The sequence below is a fragment of the Micromonospora sp. CPCC 205561 genome, from assembly GCF_036906775.1.
Lineage (GTDB): Bacteria > Actinomycetota > Actinomycetes > Mycobacteriales > Micromonosporaceae > Micromonospora.
In genome coordinates this window covers 169,185-184,065 of record NZ_JBAKHV010000005.1, presented here as the reverse complement: position 1 = coordinate 184,065, position 14,881 = coordinate 169,185, and the positions used below count along the sequence as shown (strand labels likewise).

General features: G+C 72.4%; 12 protein-coding genes, 1 pseudogene and 1 riboswitch. Of the genes and pseudogenes, 7 read left to right on the top strand and 6 right to left on the bottom strand.

The window, feature by feature from the left end; all coding sequences use genetic code 11:
* Together V6V16_RS05985 and V6V16_RS05980 are read right to left on the bottom strand one after the other, a co-directional pair.
* A pseudogene (locus V6V16_RS05985) lies at window positions 1-448 on the bottom strand (hypothetical protein); the annotation flags it as partial.
* A complete protein-coding gene (locus tag V6V16_RS05980) occupies window positions 445-1,251 on the bottom strand; it encodes a DUF881 domain-containing protein (protein WP_334560197.1) in 807 nt (268 codons plus the stop codon). The gene V6V16_RS05980 and the pseudogene V6V16_RS05985, both read right to left, overlap by 4 nt.
* 227 nt (window positions 1,252-1,478) lie before the next feature.
* Here V6V16_RS05980 and V6V16_RS05975 point away from each other — a divergent pair, with 227 nt between their 5' ends.
* Entirely contained in the window at window positions 1,479-1,742 is a 264-nt protein-coding gene (locus V6V16_RS05975) for a cell division protein CrgA (protein WP_089002723.1), read from the top strand.
* Between the two features lie 371 nt (window positions 1,743-2,113).
* Window positions 2,114-4,315: a (Fe-S)-binding protein gene (locus V6V16_RS05970; protein WP_334560195.1), complete on the top strand. Its 2,202-nt coding sequence runs from the start codon at window positions 2,114-2,116 to the stop codon at window positions 4,313-4,315.
* 63 nt (window positions 4,316-4,378) lie between these two features.
* On the opposite strand, the gene V6V16_RS05965 is transcribed toward V6V16_RS05970, so the two are convergent.
* Window positions 4,379-5,059 (bottom strand): GOLPH3/VPS74 family protein, encoded by a 681-nt coding sequence (locus V6V16_RS05965; protein ID WP_334560192.1) that lies wholly within the window; start codon window positions 5,057-5,059, stop codon window positions 4,379-4,381.
* Window positions 5,060-5,182: 123 nt separating this feature from the next.
* Here V6V16_RS05965 and V6V16_RS05960 point away from each other — a divergent pair, with 123 nt between their 5' ends.
* From V6V16_RS05960 to V6V16_RS05950, 3 genes are all read left to right on the top strand, one after another.
* Window positions 5,183-6,496 carry a hemolysin family protein gene (locus V6V16_RS05960; protein ID WP_334560214.1) on the top strand — a complete coding sequence of 438 codons (1,314 nt, stop codon included), beginning with the start codon at window positions 5,183-5,185 and terminating at the stop codon, window positions 6,494-6,496.
* Window positions 6,489-7,532 carry a hemolysin family protein gene (locus tag V6V16_RS05955; protein WP_334560190.1) on the top strand — a complete coding sequence of 348 codons (1,044 nt, stop codon included), beginning with the start codon at window positions 6,489-6,491 and terminating at the stop codon, window positions 7,530-7,532. The genes V6V16_RS05960 and V6V16_RS05955 overlap by 8 nt, the downstream gene beginning before the upstream one ends.
* Before the next feature lie 129 nt (window positions 7,533-7,661).
* Window positions 7,662-8,675, top strand: a complete 1,014-nt coding sequence (locus V6V16_RS05950) for a C40 family peptidase (RefSeq protein WP_334560188.1) — start codon at window positions 7,662-7,664, stop codon at window positions 8,673-8,675.
* Between the two features lie 64 nt (window positions 8,676-8,739).
* Here V6V16_RS05950 and V6V16_RS05945 read toward each other — a convergent pair whose 3' ends face one another.
* Window positions 8,740-10,761, bottom strand: a complete 2,022-nt coding sequence (locus V6V16_RS05945; protein ID WP_334560186.1) for an N-acetylmuramoyl-L-alanine amidase — start codon at window positions 10,759-10,761, stop codon at window positions 8,740-8,742.
* 237 nt (window positions 10,762-10,998) lie between these two features.
* A riboswitch (cyclic di-AMP (ydaO/yuaA leader) is annotated at window positions 10,999-11,134 on the top strand.
* Window positions 11,135-11,146: 12 nt separating this feature from the next.
* On the opposite strand from V6V16_RS05945, the gene V6V16_RS05940 reads away from it, so the two are divergent.
* On the top strand, window positions 11,147-12,187 hold the full coding sequence (locus V6V16_RS05940) for a C40 family peptidase (protein ID WP_334560182.1): 1,041 nt from the start codon (window positions 11,147-11,149) through the stop codon (window positions 12,185-12,187).
* 71 nt (window positions 12,188-12,258) lie between these two features.
* On the opposite strand, the gene dcd is transcribed toward V6V16_RS05940, so the two are convergent.
* Complete coding sequence (dcd, locus tag V6V16_RS05935) at window positions 12,259-12,837, bottom strand: dCTP deaminase (RefSeq protein ID WP_089002718.1); 579 nt, start codon at window positions 12,835-12,837, stop codon at window positions 12,259-12,261.
* 78 nt (window positions 12,838-12,915) lie between these two features.
* On the opposite strand from dcd, the gene V6V16_RS05930 reads away from it, so the two are divergent.
* Entirely contained in the window at window positions 12,916-13,464 is a 549-nt protein-coding gene (locus V6V16_RS05930; protein ID WP_334560177.1) for a pyridoxamine 5'-phosphate oxidase family protein, read from the top strand.
* A gap of 133 nt (window positions 13,465-13,597) precedes the next feature.
* Here the strand turns inward: V6V16_RS05930 and V6V16_RS05925 are convergent, their stop codons facing one another.
* Window positions 13,598-14,584 carry a zinc metalloprotease gene (locus V6V16_RS05925; RefSeq protein ID WP_334560174.1) on the bottom strand — a complete coding sequence of 329 codons (987 nt, stop codon included), beginning with the start codon at window positions 14,582-14,584 and terminating at the stop codon, window positions 13,598-13,600.
* Window positions 14,585-14,881 lie beyond the last annotated feature (297 nt).

Here is a 14,881-nt window from a genome sequence, read left to right as displayed (position 1 = left end):
CGGCCGGCCGGACCGGGCCGGTGCCCGGCCACGGCGGCGGGGCCCCGGTGCCGGTCCCGGCCGGCGGGCCGGGGCGGCCGGGACCGGTGGGCCGGGTCGGGTTGGTCGTGGAGCGGGGCTGTTCGGCGGGCGGGGCGAACCAGCCGGGGTTCGCGGGCCGGCCGGGCTCCGGTGTCGCCCGGGCGGCGTCGGGAAAGGCCCGCTGCCGCCCGGTGAGGGGCCCGTCGGGCGTACGACCGGCTCCGGCCGCCGGCTCGGGACCGCGCGACGGGCGGGGCTGTGGGGAGCGGGGCGGCAGCGTCGGCTCGGGCCAGGCGCCGGGCGCGGCGGGACGGGCCGGGGTGGACCCGGGCCGGTCGACCTTGGGCAGGAACGCGGTCGGCGCGTCACCCTCGTCCCGGTGGCGGGCGTCGCGTTCCCCGGGCCAGTCGTCCGGCGCGCGGCTCACCGGGGCACCGTCGCCGAGCGGAGGGTGGTCGAGTCCTCGAACGCCGGCACGGTCACCGAGGAGACGGTCTCCTTGTAGCCGAGCTTGTAGTCGTCGACCAGGTCCCTGAACAACCGGACTCCCTGAGAGTCGGCGAGAGCCCGCTGCAGAGCCGCGGGGTCGCCGATTGCTACGATCTTGAATGGTGGGGAGTACACCCGGCCGTGCAGCAGCAGGGTGTTACCCACGCAGCGTACCGCGCTGGTCGACAGCACGCGGACGTTCATGATGGACATGGCCTCGGCGCCGCCCGCCCAGAGGGCGTTGACCACTGCCTGCACGTCTCCCTGGTGCACGACCAGGTCGTCGTTGGTCGCCCCGGGGGGCAGGGCGCCGTCGTTGCGCCGGGGGGCGTCGTTGAGTTCCACCGTCACCCCGGGACCCGCGAGCGCGGTGAAGCCCGCGGCGTTGCGGCTGGCGGCCGCCCGGTCCTGCTGCTCCTTGATCGGGCCGTCGGAGCGGGCCAGCGCCGTGGTGCGCCCCTCGACCTCGTCGCGCAGGTCGCCCGCCCGCCGTTCGCTGGCCGCCACCTCCGCGCGCCGGTCCTCGATCAACTGGTTGAGCTGGGGGCGGCGGTCCTCGCGCAGGGCGGTGCCGCCGGCGGTGGTCGCGGTGGTGGTGAAGAGCAAACCGGCCGCGGCGGCGATCAGCGGCACCCCGATCGACCAGCCCGGTCGTCGCTGCCGTGGTCGCCGAGGCAGCAGCCCGGCGACCGCCCGCCGGAGCACCTTCTGCCAGGAGGCCGCGCCGGATGTGTACTCCACCGAGCGTTCCTTCCCCGTCGTCTGGTTCAGCCCGCGGCGGCGCGAGCCGCCGCGGCGACCCGAACAGTCCCGCCTATTTCGGTCACCCCGTGTACCGGCCTCACCCTATTCGTGGATTGCACGGGCCTTCGGGACTACGCTAGCTGTCGAACATTATTGGCCATGGACCGTCGCCCCCGCGCCCGGTTGTCAGGCCGGACGAGGTCGTAACCCCTCTGGAGAGCGTCGTGCCCAAGTCTCAGGTCCGCAAGAAGAAGGTGTACACCCCGCCGACGGACGTCCGTCCGACGGCGACGGCGGCGACGCGCAAGCCTAGCCCGGTCTGGCTGCCGGTCTCGGCCGTCGCCCTGATCGTCTTCGGCATCGGCTGGCTGGTGGTCTACTACCTCTCCGAGCAGGAGTACCCGGTCATGGCGTGGGGTTACTGGAACCTCGCGGTGGGCTTCGGCGCGATGGTCGCCTCCCTGATCCTGCTCTCCCGCTGGCGCTGAGCGCCGCCGCCACCCCGCCGCCGGTCCGGCGGCGGGGACCCCGTGGTGCGACGGGGCGGCCGCCGACGGCCACGGCGCGCCGGGACCGGTCCCGTGGCGGCCGGTCGGCAATCCACGTCACTCGCTGGCGCCCCTGATCGGCGAGTCGTGCCGCCGCGCCCTATGGTGTGCGCAGGGCGGCGCGGCCTGGTGCGAGATGTCTCACGTTACCGCTGGGTAACCTTGCGCGTAGGCTGCATTGCATGACCGAGCGGAGCGAGGTCATCGACCGGTCCGGTCGAGGGTGCGGCAGCGGCGGCTCGCCGATCGCGCCCTGAGCCGGCCCCGGTCGCCGAGCCGCTCGACAGGCAGCAGACCGGGAGGCCAACTCGATGGGCAGCGTCCAGATCGTCACCACGATCCTCGCGTTCGCCATCACCGCCGTGGCGGTGTGGCTTGCGGTACGCGCGGTCATGAAGATGGTGGCCGTCATCCGGCTCGGTCAGCCGGATCCGTCCCGCACCGGCGACAAGGGCACCCGCGCCAGGACCATGCTGGTCGAGACCGCCGGGCACACCCGGATGCTCCGCTGGGGCGTGGTGGGCGCGGCGCACTGGTTCGTGATGGTCGGCTTCATCGTGCTGTCGCTGCTGGTGCTGGAGGCGTACTTCGAGGTCGTCTCCCCGACGGGCGGGCTGCCGCTGATCGGCGGCTGGGCGATCTACGGGCTGGTCACCGAGTGGCTCGCGATCCTGGGACTCGTCAGCATCCTGGTGCTGATCGCGATCCGGCTCCGCAACCGGCCCACCCGGCCGGGCGGGCGCTCCCGGTTCACCGGCTCGACCATGTGGCAGGGCTACTTCGTCGAGGGCATCATCCTCGCCGTACTGGTCATGGGCTTCGTCATCCGGGGCTTCAAGGTCGCCACCGACCACTTCGAGTACCCGGTCTGGGCCACCCCGCTCAGCCACGCCGTCGGCGCGGTGCTGCCGAACTGGGAGGCCGGCGTCAGCATCGCCGCGCTCATCAAGATCGTGATTTCGATGACCTGGCTCATCGTGATCGCGCTGAACGTCACGATGGGCGTCGCCTGGCACCGCTTCCTGGCCTTCTTCAACATCTTCTTCAAGCGCGACCCGGGCGCCGACGTCTCCGGCCTCGGCGCGCTGCGCCCGATGACGAGCCAGGGCAAGCCGCTGGACTTCGAGGAGGCCGACCCGGAGAAGGACCAGTTCGGCGTCGCCCAGGTCGAGCAGTTCAGCTGGAAGGGCCTGCTGGACTTCAGCACCTGCACCGAGTGCGGTCGCTGCCAGTCGCAGTGCCCGGCCTGGAACACCGGCAAGCCGCTGTCGCCGAAGCTGCTCGTGCTGAGCCTGCGCGACCACGCGTACGCCAAGGCGCCCTACCTGCTGGCCGGCGGCGGCAAGGACCTGACCGGCGAGGAGAAGGCCACCGCCGCGCAGCTCGCCCACGTCGACGTCCTCGCGCTCGCCGAGGCCGAGAAGCCGCTGATCGGCACCGCCGAGGAGGGCGGCGTCATCGACCCGGACGTGCTCTGGTCCTGCACCACCTGCGGCGCCTGCGTCGAGCAGTGCCCGGTCGACATCGAGCACGTCGACCACATCGTCGACATGCGCCGCTACCAGGTGCTGATCGAGTCGAGCTTCCCGTCGGAGGCCGGCGTGATGCTGCGCAACCTGGAGAACAAGGGCAACCCGTGGGGCGCCCCGCAGAACACCCGCGAGGACTGGACCAAGGGCCTGGACTTCGAGGTGCCGCGGGTCGGCGAGGTCGAGGACTTCGAGTACCTCTTCTGGGTCGGCTGCGCCGGCGCGTTCGAGGACCGGGCCAAGAAGACCACCCGGGCGGTCGCCACGCTGCTCAACGAGGCGGGCGTGAAGTTCGCGATCCTCGGCGAGGGCGAGACCTGCTCCGGCGACCCGGCCCGCCGCATCGGCAACGAGTTCGTCTTCCAGATGCTCGCCCAGCAGAACGTCGAGACCCTCAACGAGGCGTTCGAGGGCCGGGAGAAGAGCAAGCGGAAGATCGTCGCCACCTGCCCGCACTGCTTCAACACGCTGGGCAACGAGTACGGCCAGCTCGGCGGCGAGTTCGAGGTGGTCCACCACACCCAGCTCCTGGCGCACCTGGTCGCCACCGGCAAGCTCACCCCGGTGCAGCCGGTCGACGGCGGCGTCACCTACCACGACCCCTGCTACCTGGGCCGGCACAACCGGGTCTTCGCCCCGCCGCGCGAGGTGCTGGGAAAGGCCATCTCCGGCGAGCTCACCGAGATGCCCCGCAACAGCGAGCGCTCCTTCTGCTGCGGTGCCGGCGGCGCCCGGATGTGGATGGAGGAGAAGATCGGCAAGCGGATCAACGTGGACCGGGTCGAGGAGGCCATGTCCACCGGGGCGAAGACGGTCGCGGTCGGCTGCCCGTTCTGCTCGACGATGCTCAACGACGGCGTCAACGGCAAGGACGCCGGGGAGCAGGTCGAGGTGGTCGACGTGGCCAGCGTGCTGCTCCGCTCGGTCAAGCCCGAGCAGGCGCCCGGCGGCACCGACACCGAGCGGCTGCCGGTCGCCGGCTGACGCGTACCCCCTGCGACGCCCGACGGCGGCGGCACCTCATCGAGGTGCCGCCGCCGTCGGCGTTCAGGAGGACGTGGTGGTGATGACGGTGACGGTCGTGGCCGTCGTGGTGGCGATCAGCACGGCCGCCTGCGTCTCCTCGATCGCCTTCCGGGTCGCCGCCGACGCCCAGTCGCCGGCGGCGATCTCGGTCAGCCGGCGCTTGACGTGCTGCTTCGGCAGCTCCTTGAAGAGCTTGCGGTCCAGGCCGACGGCCCGGGCGAGGCCGACGAGCGCGGCCGTCCGCCCGTCCACCGGGCCCTCGCCGGCCACGGCGGCGAGCATCCGCTGCCGGGCCTGCGTCTCCACCGCCGGCTCCGCGCCGGTCGAGGAGGGATAGCGGGTCCGCGGGAAGACCCAGAGCACCTTGTCCGCCTCGCGGCGGAGCACTCCGGTGGAGACCAACCCGTCGAGCACCTGCTCGGGCAGGTTCTTGACGAGCCGGCTGATCCACTCCTGCGGCTTGCGCCGCTTCTCGTCGGCGGCGATCCGGGCGAGCGCGTCGTCGAGCTGCGGCTGCCCGACGGGGGTCGGATCGGTCACCACCAGCCGGCCGTCGGCGACCTCGATCCGGTCGGCGAGCGCGAGCTCCAGCAGCAGCGCGCCGGCCAGGCCGTAGTCCAGCGTCGGCCGGCCGAGTTGGTTGACGCCCGCGTCGTCGTAGCCGAGCAGGGCCAGTTCGTGGGCGAGGGTGAGCGGGGCCATGCCCCGACGGTAGCCGGGCCGGGCGGGTCCGGCAGGGCTCCGTGCCCGTGCCCCGCGCCGCCACCCGTGCGAGAATCGCGCGGAGGTGAGACGACCATCGATGGCCTGTTGCTGAGCACGCTGCTGCCCCTGGTCGGTTTCGTCCTGCTGACCGGCGGCAACGCGTTCTTCGTCGCGGCCGAGTTCGCCCTGGTCACCGTGGACCGCCCCGAGATCGACCGGCGGGTGACCGCAGGCGACGCCCGGGCCGCGACCGTACGCCGGGCGCTGCGGGAACTCTCCTTCCAGCTCTCCGGGGCGCAGCTCGGCATCACCCTCACGGCCCTGCTCACGGGCTACCTGGCCGAGCCCGCCCTGGCCCGCCTCTTCACCCCGCTGCTGCGGCCGGTCGCCGGGGACGCCGCCGGCCGGTTCACCCCGTTCCTCGCCCTGGCCCTGGCCACCCTGCTCTCCATGCTCTTCGGCGAGCTGGTGCCGAAGAACCTCGCGCTGGCCCGGCCGATGCCCACCGCCCTCGCCACCGCCGGCCCGATGCGCGCCTTCTCCCGCGCCTTCGGCTGGCTGATCCGAGGGCTGAACGAGTCGGCGAACCGCCTGGTCCGGCTCCTGGGCGTCGAGCCGCAGGAGGAGCTGGCCAGCGCCCGCTCACCCGAGGAGCTGGGGCTGCTGGCGGCCATCTCGGCGCGGGCCGGGGCGCTGCCGCCGGACACCGCCATGCTGCTGCGCCGGACCATCCGGTTCGGCGACAAGCGGGCCGCCGAGGCGATGACCCCGCGGGTCGACGTCGTCGCGCTGCGGGCCACCGCCACGGTGGCCGAGCTGCTGGCGCTCTCCCGGCGGAGCGGGCGCACCCGGTTCCCGGTGTACGAGGAGACCCTCGACCTGGTGACCGGCGTGGCGGGGGTGCCCGACGCGCTGGGCGTGCCGCTGGCCCTGCGCGCCTCGACCACGGTCGGTTCGGTGGCCCGCGAGCCGGTGTACGTGCCGGAGAGCCTGGACCTCGACGGGGTGCTGGCCGCGCTCCGGCGAGCCGGGGCCGACCTCGCCATCGTCGTCGACGAGTACGGCGGCACCGACGGCGTGGTCACCACGGAGGACCTGGTGGAGGAGTTGGTCGGCGAGATCGCCGACGAGTTCGACCCGGACGCGGTGGCGGATCTCGGGCCGGGCGAGCTGACCGTGCCGGGTGGGGAGCGGACCGTCCTCGTCGACGGGATGCTGCGCTCCGACGAGCTGGCCGAGCAGACCGGGTTCCGGCTGCCCGAGGGGCCGTACGAGACGCTCGCCGGGTTCCTGATGGCCCGGCTGGGACACATCCCGCTGGCCGGCGAGACCGTCGAGGAGTCGGGGTACGGGTTCACCGTGGTCGAGGTCGAGCGGCACCGGATCGAACAGGTCCGGGTGGTCCGCCCGGAGGAGCCGGACGGCGATGCCTGAACTGCTGGTCACCGTGGCGCTGCTGCTGGGCAACGCGTTCTTCGTGGGCAGCGAGTTCGCGCTGATCGCGTCCCGGCGGACCGTGGTGGAGCCGTTGGCGGCCCACTCCAGGCGGGCCCGCTGGGCGCTGTCGGCGATGAACCAGATCCCGCTGATGATCGCCGGGGCGCAGCTCGGCATCACCGTCTGCTCGCTGGGGCTGGGCGCGATCGCCGAGCCGGCCCTGGCGCACCTGCTGGAGCCGGCGTTCCACGCGGCGCGGCTGCCGGAGCGGGCGGTGCACCCGATGGCCTTCGTGCTCGCCCTCGCCGTGGTGGTCTTCCTGCACACGGTCGTGGGCGAGATGGTGCCGAAGAACATCACGCTGGCCGGGCCCGAGCCGTCGGCGCTCTGGCTGGGCCCGGCGATGCTGGCGTTCTGCCTGGCCACCAAGCCGCTGCTGCTGGCGATGAAGTGGGCGTCCCGGCGGGTGCTGGGGCTGTGGCGGATCGAGGCGACCGAGGCGGTGAAGACGGTCTTCACCGCCGAGGAGCTGGCCGGGCTGGTGTCGCAGGCGCGTACGGAGGGGCTGCTGGACGCGGAGGAACACGCCCGCATCACGGGTGCGCTGGCGCTGCACAGCCGGACCGCCGCCGACGCCCTGCAACCGTGGTCCACGGTGACCACTGTGGCCGAGGACGTCTCCCCCGCCTCGCTGGAGGTGCTGGCCACCCTGACCGGGCGGTCCCGCTTCCCGGTGGTGCAGCGGCACACCCGCCGTGTGCTCGGCTTCGTGCACGTCAAGGACGTCCTCGGGTACGGGGGCGCCGCCCGCCGCGCCCCCGTGCCGGCGGCGGTCTACCGGCCGTTGGCGGTGGTGCCGCCGGACCGTACGCTCGCCGACCTGCTGCTGTCGATGCGCCGTGAGCGGCGGCACATGGTGCTGGTCAGCGACGGGCGCCACCCCCTCGGCGTGGTCACCCTCGACGACGTGCTGACCGCCATCGTCGGCCGGCGCGGCGACACCCTCGGTGCGCGGGCGGTCGCGCAGGCGTGATGTGAACGTTGGTCGCCTTGATTCCGCTGCCGGCCTTCCCTAGTGTTGGGCACCGGCCGCTGTGGGTCGTCTGTCTCGCCCCTCTTCCCTCGCGCGAGGCGCCCGGCGGTCGGGTTGCAAAAGGAGTCGGTGCCGGTGGCAACCATGCCCCCTCATCGTCACGCACCGGGACGGTCTGCTCGTCCGGGTGGCCTGCGTCGGGTCGCCCACCGTCTGCTCACCCTGGTCGCCGCGGCGGCGGTCGGTGCCGGCATGCTGGCCGCGCCCGCGTACGCCGAGCCCTCGGTCGACGAGATCGAGGCCGCGATCGACAAGAAGTGGGAGCAGTTGGAGCCCACCATCGAGCAGTACAACAAGGTGCGGGCGCAGCTCAAGGTCAACCGCAAGAAGTCGGCGGACCTCCAGAAGAAGATCCAGCCGCTGGCCCTGGAGAGCGAGCTGGCGATGGACCGGGTCGGCGACCTCGCCTCCCGCTACTACATCTCCGGCCCGTCCCAGGAGATCGGCGCGCTCCTGGTCAGCGCCAAGCCCGACACGCTGACCGAGCAGCTGACCCTGCTGGACCGGCTGGCCGCGCACGAGCGCAGGCAGCTCCAGGGCGTGACCAACCTCCGCGAGAAGTACGACGCCGAGAAGCAGAAGCTCGACGCGTTGATCGAGACGCAGACGAAGCAGCAGAACGACCTGGCGGCTAAGAAGAAGCAGATCGACGCCGACATCAAGAAGCTCGAGGCGTCGCTGCCGGTGACCACCGTCAAGACGGAGAAGTGCCCGACCATCAACGGCGTGGTCAGCGACGCGGCCCGGACCGCGATCAGGACCGCCTGCGCCCAGGTCGGCGACCCGTACGTCTGGGGTGCCACCGGCCCGAACTCGTTCGACTGCTCCGGTCTGACCCAGTACGCCTACAAGGCGGCGGGCATCCACCTGACGCACTTCACCGGTGCGCAGTGGAACGAGGGCAAGGCCATCCCGCGCTCCGAGGCGCGCCCCGGCGACCTGGTCTTCTTCTTCAGCGACCTGCACCACGTCGGGCTCTACCTGGGCAACGACAAGATGGTGCACGCCCCCCGGGCCGGCAAGCCGGTCAACGTCTCCAGCATCAACACGATGCCGGTGGCCGGGTTCCGCAGGCCCGGCTGACCCCGCACCGATCACGAGAGGGCCCCCGGTCGGATCGACCGGGGGCCCTCGTCGTGCGGTGGGATCAGCGGGGCGCGCCCAGCGGGGACGGCACCAGGTTCACGTCGTCCCGGTTGACGTACATGATCCGGTGTCCGAACTGGATCTGCACGTACTTGTTGTCGCCGCGGACGACCGTCCGGTCGTGCGGGGCGGAGCCGTCGAACGAGGTCGCCCGGTAGTACTCGCCGGGGAGCAGGTTGCCGACGGCGTACCGCTGGCCGGCCGAGAGGGTGTACTGCAGCGGCGAGATCGTCTGGTACGGCACGCCCTCCGGGTACGCGGCCTGCTCCGGGTAGGCCCGGCCGTACACCGGAATGGTGGCCTTACCGGCCTTCGGGCTCGCGACGAGCCCGACGGACCACTTCGCCGTCGGTTTGGCGGCGGGGTTGTGGAACCACCCCTTCTGGCCGAGGTACCAGATCGCGGTCCAGTCGCCCCGCACCTCGGCCAGCGCGTACGTCTGTCCGGCCGAGACCCGGGCGCCGTGGTCGGAGACGTACGTGGTGTTCGGGGTGCCGTCGGGTCGCAGCGCGATGTCGTTGAGCAGCGGCGCGTCGTGGCTCGGCGCGTTGTGCAGGAACAGCGCCGAGGAGCCGCGCAGCGGACAGGGGGCGGTCGCCGGGGGCGGGTTCGGCACGCCCGGGGGCTGCCGGTTGCAGCCGGTGAAGGGCGGCTGGTTGGTGGCGAAGTCCGGGTCGATGGTGACCAGTCCGGTGCGGTGCGTGCCGGTCGAGAAGAACGGCGCCTTGAGCAGGTCGAAGTAGTGCGACCAGTTCCAGTACGGTCCCGGGTCCCAGTGCATGCCGCGCACGTTCGCGGCGACGGTGCCGGGGACGTTGTCGTGCCCGATGATGTGGTCGCGGTCCAGCGGGATGTTGTACGCCCGAGCCAGGTGGCGGACCAGCTTGGCGGAGGTGCGGTACATCGCCTCGGTGTACCAGGTGCCGTGCCCCGCGAAGCCCTCGTGCTCCAGGCCGATGGACTTGGAGTTCACGTACCAGTTGCCGGCGTGCCAGCCGACGTTCTTGGTCTTGATGTGCTGGGCGATGTGGCCGTCCACCGAGCGCAGGGTGTAGTGCCAGCCCACCCGCTTCGGGTCCTTGACCAGGTTGACGCTCGGCCCGAAGTAGCCCTCGGTGTCGTGGATGACGATGTACTCGATCTTCTGCTGCGCGGGCCGGTCGGCGAGGTCGTGGTTGCCGTAGTCGCCGAGCGTCGGGCCGTACTGCTGGTAGGGGGCCGGGATCCACTCACAGGAGATGTCGCTCGGGCACTCCAGCCCGTCGGGCCGGGTGAGCTTGCGCAGGCGCAGCCGGTCCAGCCAGGAGCGGTCCGGCTGGATCGCGCGGCCGGCCAGCGTGACCCGCTGCCCGTCGTCGGTCACCCGGCTGTCGCCCGTGGCGATGGTCGCGTACACCTCGTTGGCGAAGGCCGCCGCGGCGTCGGCGCTGTCCGCGCCGGAGTACCGGGCGACCGCGCCGTACCAGGCCGCCGGGTCGGTGCCGGCGCCGACCGGGGCGCCGATCTCCTTCTGGTACGCGGCCAGCAGCGCCGCGCCGCCCCGGATGTTCGCCGTGACGTCCGTCCGCAGCGTCTCCTCGCTGGCGCCGGTCAACGCGGCGGCGGCGTCGACGGTACGCAGCGCGGCCTCGGCGGGAGGCGGGGTGGCCGGCGGCTCGTGCGCCTCGGCCAGGGAACGACGGGAGTCGTCGCCGCGCGGGTCCTCGGTGCCCTCGTCGTGGTGGGTGCCCCCGGAGAGGGCGGCCACGTGCTCGGCGTCGGTGAGGTGCATGGGTCCGTAGCCGCCGCTGGTGCTCGGCGTGCCGGCGTTGGTGTCCCAGCGGGACTGCAGGTAGGAGACACCGAGCAGAACGCTCTCCGGCACGCCGTACTCGGCGGCCGCGGCGGCGTACTGCTGCTGCCGATCGGTCGTCGGCGCGGCGGTGGCGGAACCGGCGCCGGCAAGCGGCGTCGCCGCCAGGGCGGCGGCCACGGCGGCGGCCAGCAGGACGCGTCTGCTCCTCGTTGTCGCTGACAGGTGCATCAGACCCCCAGGTCGGACGGGAAAATATGGGTCACCTTCGCCCCGCCCGCCGCCTCCGGTCAATACCTTCCTGTCAGACACTTCAGAAGGAAGGAAATTTTCGTCGCCCGGGTTGCGGTTCTGCCCGACCCAGGTCAGTACGGAGTGTCACGTCCCGGAGGGTTGCGGATCGATAACGGCCGTCTCTACTCTGGTCTTTCGTCGGCCGGTGACACTCCGTCCATCCGGGGCGGTGACGGTCCGACACCGCCGAGTCGCTCCCGAGCGAGCCGGGGACCCAGGTTCTCCGGGGTGAATCCGCAGCCTCTGCGGTAGGGCGTTCCCTTCCCGCCCGAACCCGTCAGCTAACCCGGTAGGCGGAGAGGAAGAAGGAGTCCGGACCCCGGTGGCACACCATGCCCCGCGGCCACCGTCGGCACGGTCGGTACCCGCCGGCCCCACGACGGCTGCGCCGCGCCCACGCTGGTACCGCTGCACCACCGCCCTGGCCGCCCTGGCCGCGTTCGCCGTCGTACTGACCGGCGGCGCCACGGCGGCCCACGCCGAACCGACGGTAGCCGAGATCGAGCGCCAGATCGACGAGGACTGGAACGAGCTCGAACCGGTCATCGAACGGCACAACGCCACCCGCCAGGACCTTGCCGCCAGGCGCAGGCAGGCCGACGCCCTCGCCGCGCAGATCAAGCCGCTGGAGAAGCAGGTCGACCAGGCGATGGAGAAGGTCGGCGCGCTGGCCGTCCGCGCCTACAAGGGCGAGACCCTCTCCACCGTCAACGCCCTGCTCGGCAGCCGCTCGCCGAGCGAGATGGTCGGGCAGCTCGAACTGCTCGACCGCTTCGCCCACCACCAGCAGCAGGACGTGCGGCGGGTCGTCGAGCTGCGGGACCGGCTGGCCGCCAAGAAGGCGCCGCTGGACGAGATGGTCGGCCAGCTCGGCCGGACCGAGGCCCAGCTCGCCGCGAAGAAGAAGCAGATCAACGCCGAGATCGACCGCTTGCAGAAGCTGCGACTGCGGATCTACGGCAGCGGCGGCGGCGGGCCGCTGCGCCCCGCGCCCTGCCCGGCCAGCTATCCCGGCGGCGCGGCCGGCACCGCCGTGAAGTTCGCCTGCGCCCAGATCGGCAAGCCCTACGTCTGGGGCGCCGAGGGCCCGAACTCGTACGACTGCTCCGGGCTGATGCTCGCCGCCTGGGCGAAGGCCGGGGTCTCGCTGCCGCACAACGCCGCACAGCAGCGCCGGGCCACCGCCACCGTCAGCCGGGGCGAGCTGCGCCCGGGTGACCTGGTCTTCTACTACAGCGACCTGCACCACGTGGGCATGTACGTCGGCGGCGGCTGGGTGGTGCACGCCTCCCGGGCCGGGGTGCCGATCAGGATGAAGAAGGTCGACGACGGCCCGATCCACAGCTACGGCCGACCCGGCTGAGAGCGACAGGAAGGGCCCTCTTCCCGCCGCTCCGGCGCGGCAGAGGGCCCTTCCTCATGCCCGAAGCCGGGTCAGCGGGTCGGCCAGGTGCGCCAGTGCTGCCAGGAACGGCTCGGGGTGGGGCCGCGCTGCCCCTGGTAGCGCGAGCCGTAGACGGCCGAGCCGTAGGGGTGCTCGGCCGGCGACGAGAGCCGGAAGATGCAGAGCTGACCGATCTTCATGCCCGGCCAGAGGGTGATCGGCAGGTTCGCCACGTTGGACAGTTCGAGGGTGACGTGACCGGAGAAGCCCGGGTCGATGAAGCCCGCCGTGGAGTGGGTGAGCAGCCCGAGCCGGCCCAGGCTCGACTTGCCCTCCAGCCGCCCGGCGAGCTGGTCGCCGAGCGAGATCACCTCCAGCGTCGAGGCCAGCACGAACTCGCCCGGGTGCAGCACGTACGGCTCGCCCTCCGGCACCTCGACCATCGAGGTCAGGTCGTCCTGCTGCTGCGCCGGGTCGATGTGGGTGTAGAGGTGGTTGTTGAAGACCCGGAAGAGCTTGTCCAGGCGCACGTCGATGCTGGACGGTTGCACCAGCGCGGGCTCGAACGGCTCCAGCGCGAGCGTGCCCGCCTCGATCTCGGAGGCCAGGTCGCGGTCGGAGAGCAGCATCGGAACACCTTAGCGAGCGGCGGGCGTGACCTGCGTGTCGGAGTGCGCCTTCGTACATTTGTTCGATAGAATGCCGGCATGGCTTCCTGGTCCGAATTCGCCGCCGACGAGCCCCGCCTCGCCGACGGGATCCGCCTTCTCATGCAGCAGTACGGGCCGGGCTTCGGCTACCTGGCCACCGTCCGCGCCGACGGCGGGCCCCGGGTGCACCCCGTCTCCCCGGTGATCACCGACGAGGGGCTCTTCTGCTTCGTCGTCGACTCGCCCAAGCGGCGCGACCTGGAGCGTGACGGCCGCTACGCGCTGCACTCGTTCCCGCCGGAGGAGAGCGACGACGAGGCCTACGTCGCCGGCCACGCCCGGCCGGTCACCGACCCGGCCCGGGTCGCCCGGCTCGCCCACGGCCACCGGGCCGCGCCGCAGGTCGACTGGCGCGTCTTCGAGTTCACCGTCGACGTCGCGATGCTGGCCCGACGCGAGCCCGGCGTCGCGGGCGGCGCGGGCGACACGCACGCCCGGCCCGCCGTCCAGGTGTGGCTCGATCCCCAGGCGGCCGCGGTCGGCGCCGCCGTGCTGCCCGAGCCCCGGTCGGCACGCGCCGGCCAGGCCGCCCGTCCGGCCGCCTGAGACTCGCGGTGCGGCGTCCCGGGCCGTCCCCGTCCGGGCGCCGCACCGCGGCCCCGCCCCGCCCGGCCGTGCGTACAGACGACGGTGCCGGCCCCGTCGACCGGGGCCGGCACCGTCGGGCCGTACGGCGGGATCAGGCCGCGCGGTACGCGTTCCAGGCGGTCAGCATGCGGCTGGCCTGCCCGGGGGTGAACTGGTACATGCAGGAGTCGTAGCTGTAGTCCATGAAGTTGGTGATCGGGTCGACGCCCGGCGCGGTGCAGGTGTTCCGTCCGGTCGGGCAGCCGGAGGCCGGCGACGCCTCGGCGGCGGTGTCGCTGACGCTGTCGCCCGAGCCGGAGCAGCCGCCCTGGAAGGTGTGGTAGAGATTCAGCCAGTGGCCGACCTCGTGGGTGCCCGTGTCGCCCTGGTTGTAGTTGGTGGAGGTGCCCGCCGGCAGCGACTCGTTCAGCACCACGACGCCGTCCATGCTGTTGAGCTGCCGGGTCGGGAAGGTCGCCCAGCCGAGCAGTCCGCCGCTCAGCTCGCCCAGGTAGATGTTGAGCGTGTTCTTGCCGCCCGTACGCAGCGAGGTCTTCATCGACCGCTCGGCCGAGGAGCCCTGCACGATCGGGTACCAGGACGGGTTCGTCACCCGGTTGATCTTCTGGAGCTGGAAGCTGAACGCGGTGGACGCCCCGCCGGTCGCCCCGCTGAACGACTGGTTCAGCACGCTGATCTGCGAGTTGACCATCGAGTCGGGGATGTTGCCGCCGGCGCGGGTGCTGTTCTCCTGGATCACGTGCACCACCACCGGGACGGTGACGGTCGCGGCCATCGTGGAGGCGCCCGCGCCGGCGCGGAACCGGGCCCGCTCGCGCAGCGCAGCGGCTAGGTCGGCCTCGCGCTCGCGGGTCTCCGCGAGGGTCAGCTCGTTCGGCTCGTGCTGGGCCCCGCCGCCCGGCTTGACACGGGCGTCCGAGTGGACGTCGGCCGGTTCGACGCAGACCTCCGCCGGGGCGGCGGAGAAGGCCGAAGCGGCGGGTACGACGCCCACGGCTGCGGTGCTGAGCAGCAGCGCGAGGGTCGTCGACGCGACACCGGCCGTACGCCGGGTCAGCAGGTTGGGACGGAGTCCCATGGGCCCACCTCTTTCTGGCGACACGACAGGGGGTATGTCGCGCCGTGGCTGAGAACGTTGGGCAGACGTTACAACCGATCGATGCATTTGAGAATGACCATGTGTCGCCGTGGGGAAACTTCTCCTGGTGGCGGGTGGGCGTCCATCGACACTCGGCCACGGGCGCGCGACTCGCGGTGCCGGTCCGGCGTCGAACGACGTAGCCCATGTCGCGGCGGGGCGGTCGCGCGTCGGGCGGCGGGTTCCTGGTGAGTGGGGGCCCTCCGGCGGTCGAGCCGTCGCAGGATCTCGGCAGCG

What these genes read in the sequence shown, in the direction of transcription:
- V6V16_RS05970 (WP_334560195.1), top strand. Translation starts at nt 2,114, where the DNA reads ATGGGCAGCGTCCAGATCGTCACCACGATCCTCGCGTTCGCCATCACC.
- dcd (WP_089002718.1), bottom strand. Translation starts at nt 12,837, where the DNA reads ATGCTGCTCTCCGACCGCGACCTGGCCTCCGAGATCGAGGCGGGCACG.
- V6V16_RS05945 (WP_334560186.1), bottom strand. Translation starts at nt 10,761, where the DNA reads ATGCACCTGTCAGCGACAACGAGGAGCAGACGCGTCCTGCTGGCCGCC.
- V6V16_RS05955 (WP_334560190.1), top strand. Translation starts at nt 6,489, where the DNA reads ATGCCTGAACTGCTGGTCACCGTGGCGCTGCTGCTGGGCAACGCGTTC.
- V6V16_RS05925 (WP_334560174.1), bottom strand. Translation starts at nt 14,584, where the DNA reads ATGGGACTCCGTCCCAACCTGCTGACCCGGCGTACGGCCGGTGTCGCG.
- V6V16_RS05965 (WP_334560192.1), bottom strand. Translation starts at nt 5,059, where the DNA reads ATGGCCCCGCTCACCCTCGCCCACGAACTGGCCCTGCTCGGCTACGAC.
- V6V16_RS05930 (WP_334560177.1), top strand. Translation starts at nt 12,916, where the DNA reads ATGGCTTCCTGGTCCGAATTCGCCGCCGACGAGCCCCGCCTCGCCGAC.